The following is a 12,946-nucleotide window of genomic DNA, read 5'->3' on the forward strand; positions in this document are numbered from 1 at the left end:
GCTAAAGGATCGCCTCAAGCGCCTTGTCCAGGGTGGGGTATTGGAAGCTAAACCCTGCCTCTTCCAGGCGCGCAGGGCGCATATCTGCTCCGGTCAGCAGTAGCCGCGACATTTCTCCAAAGCCCGCTTTTAATACAAAAGCGGGTACTGGGAAAATGGCCGGGCGATTGAGGTGACTGGCCAGGGTTTTAGTAAAGGTGGCATTGGTCACTGGATGCGGGGCGCTGCCATTGAAGGCACCGCTCAAGCCCTCTTGATTGATGAGAAACAGGATCGCCGCGACTAAATCATCGCGGTGAATCCACGGCATAAACTGCTCTCCACTGCCAAAGCGGCCACCCAGCCCCCACTTAAACGGCGGCAGCATCTTCTCCAGGCTGCCTCCACCCGCCTCTAGCACCAGGCCAATGCGCACAATCGCCAGCCGCACACCCATGGCCTCAATCGGTCGGGCGGCCGTCTCCCACTGTTTGCACAGCCGATGGGCAAACTCATCGTTAGGCATGGTTTTCTCGGTCACCACGCGCTTGCCCTGATCGCCGTAGTAGCCCATCGCTGAACCCGATACCATCACCTTGGGCAGTGGCTGGCCGTTAGCTTTGAGCTGCTCGCAAAGCGCCACCAACTGCTCGGTCGCCGCCACCCGGGAGTTAATCAGCCTGGCTTTCTGCTCATCGCTCCAGCGCTTGGCGGCAATCGGCTCACCGGCCAGATTAACCAAGGCATCCGGCGGCGATTCAATAAACGCCTGGGCGCTATCGCGAATGTCACAATTGCCCGGCAAACGATCCCGCACTCGGTGTGGCGAGCGGGAGACCACCTGCACCTCGTGCCCCTGTTCAACTAACTGCCGGCATAGTCGCTGGCCGACAAAGCCACTGCCTCCGGTGATTAATACACGCATGGGGTTTTGCTCCTGTTGGTGGCATCGTTGAAATCCTGCATAGCCGCCTGGCCGACACTTACCTATCAGGCTAGTTCACGCGGCCGGCATGCGCACAATGATGGTCAAAAGCACTGCTTATCGCTGGCGCTATGCGCAGCCATCAACTACTTGCGCACATGATTTCTTATACAATGCAAGTGGCTTGGCTCTGTGCGGCGACAGCTTCCGCGACGGCCGCGTTGAGGATGCCTAGCTACCCGGCCACCGTTTAAGAAAGGCGCTAATAGGCCGGTCGGTTCAATAAAGAGCGGGCTTAAATGATTAAGAAGGATTCTTATAAAGGTTGTACCGGGTAGCGACAAGTTGTACAAATGGGCATACAGTATCGTGCTAATGTTTAGTTTTTAAATCAGGCAACCTTTAAATGGAACATGAATCACCTTCGCCGCGGCGAACAATAACAAGCCCCTGCAGCGCCGCGCTGCAGTCAACGAAGAGGTACTGGCGCCCATGAGTCTTAAGGCGACCCACCCCCCCGATACGCCACTCTATCCGATACGCGAGGTTTCTCGCTTAACTGGGGTGAATTCGGTCACGCTTCGCGCCTGGGAACGACGTTACGGGCTAATTCGCCCCCAGCGCACTCCGAAAGGTCATCGTCTGTACGCTCAGGACGACATCACCCGTATCGAACGCATCCTGCAGTGGCTCAATCGTGGTGTGCCGGTCAGTCAAGTCGCCGACTTGCTTGACCAGCCAGAAACAATTGAAGCCCCATCACCTGATGCCGGTGACTGGGCGAGCCAGCGCCAGCAACTGCAAGCTATTATCGAAGCATTGGATCTCGCCAAGCTGGAGGCGTTTTATCATCAGAGTTTGGCGCTCTACCCGCTGAGTGTAGCCATTAATGAGCTCTGGCAGCCGGTCATTTTGACCTTAGAAGCCAAGTGGGCCATTCAGGCAGATCAGCTTGTTCGCCGCACGTTGGAAGCCTTTCTGCGCAGCCAGGTGGGCATCCGCTTGCACTATGCCAATCAGGCTACCCGTGGCCCGCTGATTCTACTCAACGCCATGCCCGACGATCCCGGCCCGCTGTGGGTGCTGATGTCGGCGCTAATGGCCAGCGAGCAGGGCTACCGGGTGCAGATGCTTGATCACTCGCTGCCGCTTGAGGATCTCCCCCAGGCAGTGGCGCGGCTGCATTCGTCCATGGTGCTGCTCTCTAGTGGTCAGCGGGAGAGTGATAGCTATATCAACCAGGCGCTGCCTAAAGCGGCTGAGACGCTTAACGTACCCATCGGCGTATGCGGCGAAGTGGCTCGTCTGCGCGAAAACGATTTGCGCGATGGGCCAGTACACATGCTGGGCGATGACCTGCCTCAGGCGATTGCCCGGTTGCGCCCACTGTTACGCGAGTCTGGCGTACTCTAACCAGCGCGCTTTCATTCTGGCCGTTCGCCTTCATGGCGACCGGCCATTTTTTTGTGCCGCAGGAGCCCCCTATGACCGGAAAGCCTATGAAACGTCAGTTGATATGGCTGCGCAGCGACCTGCGTATTGACGACAACAGCGCCCTCGCCGCTGCCGCGGCTAAGGGCCCTGTGATAGCGGTGTTTTTACGCAGCATTCCCCAGTGGCAAGCGCATGGCCACGGCGCTAATAAGCTGGATTTTTGGGCGCGCGGCATCGCTGCCATCAAAACAGCACTCAACGGTTTGAATATTCCGCTGCTGCATCGCGATATTGAACGCTATGATCAGGCACCCGAGGCGCTGCTCGAGATCGCTCGCCAATATGATGTTGAGCAGTTGCACTTCAATCACGAGTACGCGCTCAATGAGCGCCACCGCGACCAGGCTGTGCAAGACGCCTTCAAACAGGCTGGGATTACCGCACATGGCTACCACGATGCCGTAGCGTTTGCCCCCGGCAGCCTGCTAACCGGGAAAGGCGACTACTACGGGGTATTTACGCCGTTCTCCAAAGCGTGGCACAAACAGGTGAGCGCCGATCAACTGGCGCTTCGCAACACACCAGAGGTTCAAGCAGCGCTGGATATTGAAAGCGACCCGCTACCTGCGCTGCCCGAGCTTGAAAGCGCCCCTGTCGATGGGCGGCTATGGCCAGCCGGTGAAAATGCCGCGGCGGATAACTTGGCGCGCTTCCTCCGCTTTCGTGGTCGTCACTACAATGCCCAGCGCGACCTGCCGAAGGTGCGCGGCACCAGTGAACTGTCGCCCTATCTGGCACTAGGCATGATCTCCCATCGCCAATGTTTACAAGCGGTGATGAGCGAAAACGGCGGTCATTTAGCCGATGGCGATATCGGTCTTACTACCTGGGTCAACGAACTGGTCTGGCGAGAATTTTATCAACACGTAACGGTGGGTTTTCCGCAGGTGTGCCGCTATCAACCCTTCCAGGAACACACCAAGCAGTTGCAGTGGCGCGACGACGATGAAGGCTTTCAGGCCTGGAGCGAGGGGCGAACGGGCTACCCCATCGTCGATGCTGCCATGCGCCAGTTAGTCACCACCGGCTGGATGCATAATCGGCTGCGCATGGTGACAGCAATGTTTTTAAGTAAACATCTGCTGGTTGATTGGCGACGCGGTGAAGCCTTTTTTATGCGCCACTTGGTCGACGGTGAATTCTGCGCCAACAACGGCGGCTGGCAATGGGCGGCCTCTACGGGTACTGATGCTGCGCCCTACTTCCGTATTTTCAATCCCACCACCCAATCCACCCGTTTTGATGCTGACGGTGAGTTTATTGCCCACTGGCTGCCTGAGCTGGCCAAACTATCCGCCAAAGAGCGCCACGCGCCGCCTCAGGATTTGCTTAGCAACGTCGATTATCCTGCGCCTATTGTCGACCACAAAGCGGCACGTCAGCGCGCCCTAGAGGCGTTTAAGTCGCTCTCTAAATAAACCTACTGTTAGCAACTGCTCAAGGAAACCGTCATGGCTGAGCCCGCGGCGCTGGAGGCGTTCTGCGCCTTATTCAATAAACTAGACAATACCTGTACAGAAAAGCTATACGAGGTATATACTGAAAATATAATTTTTAGTGACCCGCTTCACCATATTAAAGGTCGCGAAGCGTTAGCGCTTTATTTTTCAGCCATGTATGAAAATGTCGAGCAGTGCCAATTCCGTTACCACGTTCGGCAGTTACAGGGTCAGCAAGCGTTCGTTACCTGGACCATGACGTTTATCCATCAGCGCTTGGCAGGTGGCAAACCGGTCGAGGTCGAAGGCTGTAGTGCGCTGACCTTTGCTGATGATGGGCGCGTTGAGCGTCATCGCGATTATTTTGATGCGGGCGCCATGCTTTACGAACATTTACCGCTTATGGGAAGTGCCATTCGCTGGTTAAAAAAGCGCCTTGCCTAAGCGATAACATCACGGCAGGGCGCACGAGGAGGCTTAATGAGCACATGGAAAACGCCCCAACGCATTTGGTTAACCGGTGCCACCTCCGGCATTGGTGAAGCGCTTGCGCGTAAGCTCATCGCTCAAGGCCACCAGGTAGTGCTTAGCGCGCGCAGCGCCGAAGCACTCGAAGCTCTGAGCCAGAGCCACCCCAATGCCCACTCTCTGCCGCTGGACATCAGCGACCGTCAAGCAGTGCTCAAGGCAAGTAACGACATCCGCGAGCAGATCGGGGCGTTAAATTTGGCGTTCTTTAACGCCGGCACCTGCGAATATCTGAATGCTCAGCAGTTCGATATGGACTTAGTCGAGCGGGTTTTTAAGCCCAATCTCTTCGGCACTTTGTACGGCGTCGAAGCCGCACTGCCGCTGCTGCGCGCGGCGCGCAAAGAGGGCCTCCCGGCTCGGTTAGCCGCCACCTCCAGCGCTTCAGCCTATTTACCGCTACCCCGCGCGGAAGCCTATGGGGCATCTAAAGCTGCGATCAGTTACTTTTTGGAGTCCCTGCGCTTAGACCTTGATCAGGAGGGCATTGAGGTCAGCCTGATCCATCCTGGCTTTGTGAAAACGCCGCTCACCGAACGTAACGACTTCCCTATGCCAATGCAGGTGACGGCAGAGCAAGCAGCCGATGCCATTATCGCGGGGCTGGTGAAGGGGCGGCTGGATATCCACTTCCCACGCCGGTTTACCTATCTGGTCAAATTGCTGGGCATTTTGCCCCCCGCTCTGCGCCACCAGATTGGCCTGCGCATGACCCGCAGCCAACAGGAGTCGTCATGAGCGCCGTGTTATCACCAAGACCGGGGGCATCACAACGTATTGCCATTGTTGGCAGCGGGATTAGCGGCATGGCAGCAGGCTGGTACCTCTCTGCCCAACATGAGGTCACACTGTTTGAGGCAGATTCGCGCCTGGGGGGGCACACTGCCACCATGGACGTGAACGTTGCAGGAAACTCCTACGTTATTGATACCGGCTTTATTGTCTTTAACGACTGGACCTATCCGCACTTTCAGCGTCTGATGGCCACCCTGGGCATTGCTTCACAAGCCACCGAAATGAGTTTCTCGGTACATGAAACAGCGCGGGACTTTGAGTACAACGGTCATACCTTGGGCTCGCTGTTTGCCCAACGACGCAATTTGTTTAATCCCTCTTTTTATCGCCTGCTCGGCGACATTCTGCGCTTTAACAAGCAAGCCACCAAAGCGCTAGAGAGCCAACAATTAGACAACAAAGAACTATCAGAGCATATGACCCTGGGTGAATACCTGGATCGCAACCATTACAACCACGATTTTCAGCAGCGCTACTTACTGCCCATGGGGGCTGCTATCTGGTCGGCCAGCATCAGTGATTTACGCGCCTTCCCGCTGGCGTTTTTTGTGCGTTTTTTTCGCAATCACGGCCTGCTATCGGTCAACCATCGTCCCCAGTGGTACACCCTGGTGGGCGGTTCGAAAAGCTATATCCCCAGTCTGACGGCGCCCTATGCATCGCGTATTCACCTCAATACACCGGTCACCCGAATTACCCGCAACAGTACCGGCGTTATTATCACCACGCCCTCTGGCACCCAGCGCTTTGACCAAGTAGTGCTCGCCTGCCACGCCGACCAGGCACTGGCCATGCTGGGCGACGCCAGCAGAGACGAGCAAGCGATCCTAGGCGCCATGCCGTACCAGGATAATGAAGTGGTGCTGCATACCGACACCGCCCTGCTGCCGCGCCGAAAACGCGCCTGGGCAAGCTGGAATTACCGCTTGGATCAGCGCGATAGCGAAGCACGAGTATCGGTCACTTACGCTATGAATATTCTCCAACGGATAGAGAGCGACACCACGTTTTGCGTAACCCTGAACGACAGCGCCAGCATCGATCCCAGCAAGGTGCTGGGCCGCTACACTTACGCACACCCGCAGTTCACCCTGGCTGGCCAGGCGGCTCAGGCGCGACACGGCAACATTTCGTCTACGGCCCGTCGCACTCACTTTTGCGGCGCCTATTGGCGTAACGGTTTCCACGAAGACGGCGTCTGGAGTGCCCTGCGGGTGGCGCAATCATTGGGCTGCGATGAAGCAGCTCAGCCGCCTGCCCAGTCCTCGGCGCTGCCTGCTCATGAGCTGCTAACGCCCCAGGGCGTAGAGGGGCTGGGGTGATGGCTAGCACAATGACTGAGATCACCGCCATGCCGCGCTCGCGTATTTATCGTGGCACCCTACGCCACCGTCGCTTCACGCCCCAATCCCACGCCTTTAGTTACCAGCTCTGGATGGCTTGGCTGGATCTGGATGAATTGCCCGACCTGTTCGACAAAGTGCCCGGCTTTAGTGCTCGACGCCCTGCATTGGCACGCTTTCGCCGCGAAGACTATCTGGGGCCGGTTGATCGTCCGCTGAAAACCGCCGTGCGCGAAGAGCTTATTCGCCAATTGGGCAGCGCACCTAATGGTCGTATCTGCGTACTTACCCAGCTGCGCACATTGGGCTGCATGTTCAACCCTATTTCCGTCTACTACGCCTACGACCATCTGGGGCGACTGACAGCCGTATTAAGTGAGGTCACCAACATGCCCTGGCGGGAGCGCACCCGCTACGCCAGCGCTGTGGATCCCTCACGCAACAGTCACCAAGCGCATTTCGATAAAGATCTCCACGTCTCACCGTTTAATCCCATGGGGATGACCTACCGCTGGAAATTTAACGCCCCCGGCGAAAAGCTCTTTCTGCATATGGAGAACTGGCAGGATCAGCAATGCCATTTTGATGCCACGTTAACCCTTGACGCCTCACCCGCCACCCGCGGCGCGTTGCTAAAAACCTTAGCTCGCCAGCCATGGATGAGCCTGAAAACCATTGTGGGTATTCATTTTGAAGCGCTTCGTCTGTGGCTGAAGCGCGTCCCCGTTTATAACCACCCCAAGCGCAAGGAGACTTCAAAGTGACGACCCTGCGTTCCACGCCTCCAAACCTTCATCCGGTTGTGCAAGACCGCTTAACCAAGTGGCTAAAACCACGCCTAATGGCCCAACTAGACGCCTTTCGCGGCGGTCGTATCACCCTGATTGAAGGCAATCAGGGTCACCATTTAGGTCAACAAGGCCCGCTGCAAGTTACCGTGGTGATTCGCCACTCCCGCGCCTGGAAGCGCCTTGCCTTTGGCGGCACCGTGGGGGCTGCCGAATCGTACATGGACGGCGATTGGGACGCCGACGATCTGGTCGCCTTGGTACGCCTGTTCGCCGCAAACCTTAAGCAGGTGAATACTAAAATGGAGAACGGCAGTGCCCGCTTTGCCCGTTGGTTACTGGGCGCCGCCTATCGCTTTCAGCGCAACAGTTTAAGCGGCTCGAAACGCAATATTGCCGCCCATTACGATATCGGCAACGAGCTGTTTTCTACGTTTTTAGATCGTCACCACTGGATGTATTCAAGCGCTGTTTTCCCTTATCCAGAAGCCAGCTTGGAAGAGGCCTCTACCTATAAGCTCGATTTGATGCTTGAAAAGCTCGATGTACAGCCCGAGCATCACCTGCTAGAGATTGGTACAGGCTGGGGAGGGCTGGCGATTCACGCCGCTAAAACTCGCGGCTGTCGTGTCACCACCACGACTATCTCTGATGAACAGCACGCCCATACCGCTCAACGCATTAGGGAAGAGGGGTTGGAGGATAGAATCACCTTGCTTAAACAGGATTATCGTCAATTGACCGGCCGCTATGACCGGCTCATTTCGGTGGAGATGATCGAGGCGGTGGGGCATCAGTATCTCGATACCTACCTCAACAAGCTGGATAGCCTGCTGACCGACGATGGACAGGCCATGCTGCAAGCCATCACCATCCGCGATCAGCGCTTTGAAGAAGCTAAACGCGATATGGATTTTATCAAGCGCTACATTTTTCCTGGCGGCTTTTTGCCCTCGCACCACGCCATGTTAACCAGCGTTATGCGTAAAACGTCGCTGAACATCGTCGCGCTGGATGAAATTGGCCCGCATTACGCGCGCACCCTGCGCGAGTGGCGTCACCGCTTCGAAGCCAGCCTGGAGCAGGTGAGAACACTGGGCTACGACGAGCGCTTTATCCGCATGTGGCGTTACTACCTGTGCTACTGCGAGGGTGGTTTTATCGAGCGCTCTATCGGCACCTGCCACCTACTGCTGGCTAAACCCGCGGCGAAACCCATTCCGCTCACAGGCGCGCTCTAAATGGCATCGCGCAAGTGGCAGGCGCTGGTGTTGAATGCCCTGCGCTTTGAGGCTGGCTGGCTGCTGTGCGTGCTCGGTGGTTCATGGGTAGCAGTCTTAGCAGGTGGCAGCCTGCTGGCCTGGCACCTATGGCGCTGCGCGTGGCCCGGGGAGTGGCGATTTATCGCCGAATTTGCGCTGCTGGGACTGGTGATTGATGGTGGCTTGCAACTACTGGGTGGCTTCGATTTTAACGATCAAACGCTGGTCCTAGGGCTTCTGCCACTATGGCTATGGATGCTCTGGCCGCTGTTTGCCACCCTGGTCTTTCACTCACTGGCCTGGCTTTGGCGCTACCCGCTGCTAGCCGCGCTATGTGGTGCCATTAGTGGTCCACTCTCTTATTATGGCGGCGCACTACTGGCAGAGGTGACCCTGGCAGCTTGGTTACTTCCCGTTCAGGCTCTCATTTGGGCGATGCTTTGTGTGGGTATTAGCTACTTTAAGCCTATGAGGCAGAGGGAGCAGTGACGGGGGCAGGCACCAGACGTTTTTCCAACTCACCGGCGGATAGCGGCCTTGCAAAGTAGAACCCCTGTACGGACGTGCACCCGGCATTCACCAAAAACTGACACTGCTCTTTGGTTTCCACACCTTCCGCAATCACCCCTAGTCCCATGCCTTCCGCCATCGCTAAGACTGCCTTAACAATCGAGGCGTCTGCCTGATCGTGCGGCAGCTCTTTAATGAAAGCCCGATCGAGTTTAATTTTGTCCACCGGTAAACGCTTCAAATAGCCAAGCGACGAATAGCCCGTACCAAAGTCGTCGATGGCAATCGCAAAGCCTTGATCCCGTAGCGCCTGCAGGCGTGGTCCCATATCCCCCGCACGTTCGTCGAGCAGCACCGACTCCGTCAGCTCTAAGCCAATTTGCGAAGACTTCAGTTGGTAACGCTTTAGGCAGGTCGTCAGTTGACTCTCCAGGTCACCTTGAAACAGCTGCAGCGCCGAAATATTGACCCAAATGGTTAGCTTGGGCATAGCGCTATTACGCCAATGAGCTTGTTGGGCACAGGCTTTTTCGATCACCCAGGCGCCCAGTTGGCTCATTAACCCGTGCCGCTCAGCCAACGGAATAAAGTCGCCTGGGGAAATCATGCCATCCTTGGGGTGGCGCCAACGCAGTAGCGCCTCCATGCCCACCAGTTCGCCGCTGGCAGGGTCATGCTGGGTTTGATAATGCAGCTCCAACTGGTCACCGGAAATAAGCGCGGCGCGTAGGTCGCTGACCAGCGCCAGTTGAGGATTATCCTGCTTATCCAACGCCGGGCGAAAGCGCTGGCTTAAGTTACGTCCCAGCCGTTTGGCGCTATAAAGCGCCGACTCCAAGCGCTGGAAGAGCACGCCGGAGTCGTTACCATCTTCAGGCACGCGACAACTGCCAATCGTGAGTCCTAAGCGCAACGAGTGGTCGTTAATTTCAAAGGGCCGACTCATATGTTCACGCAGGGTGGCTACCCACTGTTCGTGATCGTCGAAGGTGGTGGTGCGGATTACCATAAACTCATCGCCGCCCAGGCGCCCTACCACACTCCCTGCCACATAACTGGTTAGCCGCTGGGCAAAGCGCGCTAACAGGCGATCGCCCTGTTCAACCCCCAGGCTATCGTTGACTGATTTCAAGCCATCTATATCCACCAGCGCCATATCCAGGCTCTCACCTGCGCGTAAATGGCGCAGCCGAGAGGCAAGCAGGTCGTGGAGACGGCGACGGTTGGGCAGCCCAGTGAGGGGGTCTTCATAGCCGATACGGCGCAAATCACGCTCACGAGCTTTTTGCGCCGAAATATCGGTAAACAAATTAATGAAATGGGTAATGTTGCCGCGCTTGTCGGTCACGGCACGGACTTTTAACCACTCGGGGTACTCGTCGCCGTGCTTACGGCGGCTCCACATTTCTCCTTCCCAGCGGCCGGTGCTTTTCAGCGTACTCCAAAACGTTTGATAAAAGGCTTTGTCATGGCGCGGGGCTGCCAGTGTCTCCAGCTTCAGCCCTTGAATCTCTTGACTGGCATAGCCGGTAATTTCGGTAAATGCTGGGTTAACCACCATCACGCGATTTTGCGCATCGCTAATCACCATGGCATCGCTGGCAAGTCTTAACGTATCTTGCGACAGTCGCAGACGTAGCCGCTGTTGACGCACTTGTTTCCAGGCGTCCCACAGCCCAAGCGCGACCAGCGATGCTGCCACCAGACGTAGCATCGCATCGGGTATCCAAACACAGGCGGGAAGCGCCGTCAGTGCGACCCAAACTAACGGACGATTGAGTGAAACAGGAAGCCACATGGCGATTCGCTATACCCTATACAAATTAACTCAGATAAAAATTAGCGTTAGGTGCCATGCTGATCATGCCGCCTAATAAGTCACTTGGATACTCTATATTACGGCAATGGAACACTTATTGTGCATAATCGGCTATTAATGAGCCAAGCCGCTCACTTTTAGTGCTATCGGCCAACCCGCTAAAATCTCTAGTTATGGACGATAAATAGCCTGTTACGTGCATTCAGCGGTTTCGGGAAGTAGACTAGCTACACAACCAATTTGATATTCGGAACGATTCAGTGACCAAGCAACATTCCTTTGATCGCGAAGAACTGCTGGCCTGCTCCCGCGGCGAGCTATTCGGCCCCGGAAATGCACAGCTCCCGGCTCCTAACATGCTAATGCTTGATCGCATCAAGCACATTCACGAAGAAGGCGGTGAGCATGGCAAGGGCGAGCTGATCGCCGAGCTGGATATCACGCCTGACTTGTGGTTCTTTGACTGCCACTTCCCCGGAGATCCCGTTATGCCTGGCTGTTTAGGATTAGACGCCATGTGGCAGCTAGTCGGGTTTTACCTGGGCTGGCTAGGCCACCCTGGTCGCGGACGTGCGCTTGGCTGCGGCGAAGTTAAATTCAGCGGACAGATTCTGCCGGATGCACAAAAAGTGACCTATAGCATTAATATTAAGCGTATTATTACCCGACGTCTTATCTTGGGTATCGCCGACGGCACCGTAACCGTCGACGGACGCGACATTTATCAGGCTAATGATCTGCGCGTTGGCCTATTTACCTCCACTGCGAATTTCTGAACAGGAGGCTCCCATGCGACGAGTGGTAGTCACCGGCCTTGGCATCGTATCGTGCCTTGGCAACGACCAACGACAGGTCCTGGACGCGCTCAAAACTGGGCGTAGCGGTATTCGTTTTAAGGAAGAGTATGCCGAGCGTGGCTTCCGTAGCCATGTGGCGGGCAGCGTCGATATCGATCTTGACGCACTTATTGACCGCAAACTGCTCCGCTTTATGGGCGACGCGGCGGCCTATGCTTACGTTTCTATGGCCCAAGCCATCGAAGACGCAGGGCTAAGCGAAGAGCAGGTCTCCAACGAACGCACGGGGCTTATTGCGGGCTCTGGCGGTGCTTCAAGCGCTAATCAGGTTGAAGCAGCCGACATACTGCGCGAAAAAGGTCTGCGCCGCGTTGGTCCTTATCGCGTCACTCGGACAATGGGTAGCACTGTGTCAGCGTGCTTGGCAACGCCGTTTAAAATCAAAGGCGTCAATTACTCCATCTCTTCTGCCTGCGCGACCTCCGCACACTGCATTGGCAGCGCGATGGAACAAATTCAGCTCAACAAGCAGGATGTGGTGTTTGCCGGTGGCGGCGAAGAGGAGCACTGGACCCTCTCCTGCTTGTTTGATGCCATGGGTGCGCTCTCTACCCACTACAACGATACCCCTGAAAAGGCCTCACGCCCTTACGACCAAGCCCGTGACGGCTTTGTTATCGCCGGCGGCGGCGGCATGCTGGTGTTGGAAGAGCTCGAGCATGCTAAAGCCCGCGGTGCCAAAATCTATGGCGAACTGGTGGGTTACGGCGCGACTTCTGACGGCCATGATATGGTCGCCCCTTCGGGCGAAGGTGCTACGCGCTGCATGCGTCAGGCGATGGGAACGGTCGATGGTGATATTGACTACATCAATACCCACGGCACTTCGACGCCCGTAGGCGATGTTGCCGAGCTGAAAGCAATACGCGAAGTATTTGGTAATACAACGCCCGCGATGAGCTCGACTAAATCGCTTACCGGTCACTCCCTGGGAGCTACCGGTGTACAGGAAGCGATCTATTCGCTGCTGATGATGCAGCACAACTTCGTTGCTGCTTCGGCGAATATCACCGATTTGGATGAGCAGGCCGATGGCTTTGATATTGTCACCGAACGTCGAGATGACGTGAAGATAGAACGTGCTTTATCTAACAGCTTCGGTTTTGGCGGCACCAATGCGTGTTTAGTCTTCCAGCGTTTTAACGAGTAATGCGAACTACTCGTACGATGAGCATAAAAGCGGCGCCCAGTGGGCGCCGTTTTTATT

Annotated in this window: 12 protein-coding genes; 10 read left to right on the top strand and 2 right to left on the bottom strand. The window is 56.2% G+C overall.

What is annotated here, in order from left to right:
* Position 1: 1 nt before the first annotated feature.
* The gene (locus tag HZU72_RS03145; protein WP_180090442.1) at positions 2 to 904 is read right to left on the bottom strand and encodes a TIGR01777 family oxidoreductase; all 903 of its coding nucleotides are present in this window, start codon (positions 902 to 904) and stop codon (positions 2 to 4) included.
* Positions 905 to 1,396: 492 nt separating this feature from the next.
* On the opposite strand from HZU72_RS03145, the gene HZU72_RS03150 reads away from it, so the two are divergent.
* The 8 genes from HZU72_RS03150 to HZU72_RS03185 all read left to right on the top strand — a co-directional run bounded on the left by HZU72_RS03150 (position 1,397) and on the right by HZU72_RS03185 (position 9,042).
* The gene (locus HZU72_RS03150; RefSeq protein WP_009288159.1) at positions 1,397 to 2,317 is read left to right on the top strand and encodes a MerR family transcriptional regulator; all 921 of its coding nucleotides are present in this window, start codon (positions 1,397 to 1,399) and stop codon (positions 2,315 to 2,317) included.
* A gap of 86 nt (positions 2,318 to 2,403) precedes the next feature.
* Positions 2,404 to 3,816, top strand: coding sequence for a deoxyribodipyrimidine photo-lyase (gene phrB, locus HZU72_RS03155; RefSeq protein ID WP_180090563.1), 1,413 nt, complete (start codon positions 2,404 to 2,406; stop codon positions 3,814 to 3,816).
* Positions 3,817 to 3,849: 33 nt separating this feature from the next.
* The gene (locus HZU72_RS03160) at positions 3,850 to 4,281 is read left to right on the top strand and encodes a nuclear transport factor 2 family protein (protein ID WP_180090444.1); all 432 of its coding nucleotides are present in this window, start codon (positions 3,850 to 3,852) and stop codon (positions 4,279 to 4,281) included.
* A gap of 36 nt (positions 4,282 to 4,317) precedes the next feature.
* Positions 4,318 to 5,103, top strand: coding sequence for an SDR family NAD(P)-dependent oxidoreductase (locus HZU72_RS03165; RefSeq protein WP_180090446.1), 786 nt, complete (start codon positions 4,318 to 4,320; stop codon positions 5,101 to 5,103).
* The gene (locus tag HZU72_RS03170; protein WP_180090448.1) at positions 5,100 to 6,482 is read left to right on the top strand and encodes an NAD(P)/FAD-dependent oxidoreductase; all 1,383 of its coding nucleotides are present in this window, start codon (positions 5,100 to 5,102) and stop codon (positions 6,480 to 6,482) included. Before HZU72_RS03165 ends, HZU72_RS03170 begins: the two co-directional genes overlap by 4 nt.
* On the top strand, positions 6,482 to 7,267 hold the full coding sequence (locus HZU72_RS03175; RefSeq protein ID WP_235975966.1) for a DUF1365 domain-containing protein: 786 nt from the start codon (positions 6,482 to 6,484) through the stop codon (positions 7,265 to 7,267). Before HZU72_RS03170 ends, HZU72_RS03175 begins: the two co-directional genes overlap by 1 nt.
* Positions 7,264 to 8,532 (top strand): SAM-dependent methyltransferase, encoded by a 1,269-nt coding sequence (locus HZU72_RS03180; protein WP_180090450.1) that lies wholly within the window; start codon positions 7,264 to 7,266, stop codon positions 8,530 to 8,532. Before HZU72_RS03175 ends, HZU72_RS03180 begins: the two co-directional genes overlap by 4 nt.
* A complete protein-coding gene (locus tag HZU72_RS03185; RefSeq protein WP_180090452.1) occupies positions 8,533 to 9,042 on the top strand; it encodes a DUF2878 domain-containing protein in 510 nt (169 codons plus the stop codon).
* Here HZU72_RS03185 and HZU72_RS03190 read toward each other — a convergent pair.
* Positions 9,020 to 10,861, bottom strand: coding sequence for a putative bifunctional diguanylate cyclase/phosphodiesterase (locus HZU72_RS03190; protein WP_180090453.1), 1,842 nt, complete (start codon positions 10,859 to 10,861; stop codon positions 9,020 to 9,022). The two genes, HZU72_RS03185 and HZU72_RS03190, sit on opposite strands and share 23 nt — an antisense overlap.
* A 281-nt stretch (positions 10,862 to 11,142) precedes the next feature.
* Here HZU72_RS03190 and fabA point away from each other — a divergent pair, with 281 nt between their 5' ends.
* The gene (fabA, locus tag HZU72_RS03195) at positions 11,143 to 11,658 is read left to right on the top strand and encodes a 3-hydroxyacyl-[acyl-carrier-protein] dehydratase FabA (RefSeq protein ID WP_022520895.1); all 516 of its coding nucleotides are present in this window, start codon (positions 11,143 to 11,145) and stop codon (positions 11,656 to 11,658) included.
* A gap of 13 nt (positions 11,659 to 11,671) precedes the next feature.
* A complete protein-coding gene (gene fabB / locus HZU72_RS03200; RefSeq protein ID WP_180090455.1) occupies positions 11,672 to 12,889 on the top strand; it encodes a beta-ketoacyl-ACP synthase I in 1,218 nt (405 codons plus the stop codon).
* Positions 12,890 to 12,946 lie beyond the last annotated feature (57 nt).

It is taken from the genome of Vreelandella sedimenti, assembly GCF_013416325.1.
Classification (GTDB): domain Bacteria; phylum Pseudomonadota; class Gammaproteobacteria; order Pseudomonadales; family Halomonadaceae; genus Vreelandella; species Vreelandella sedimenti.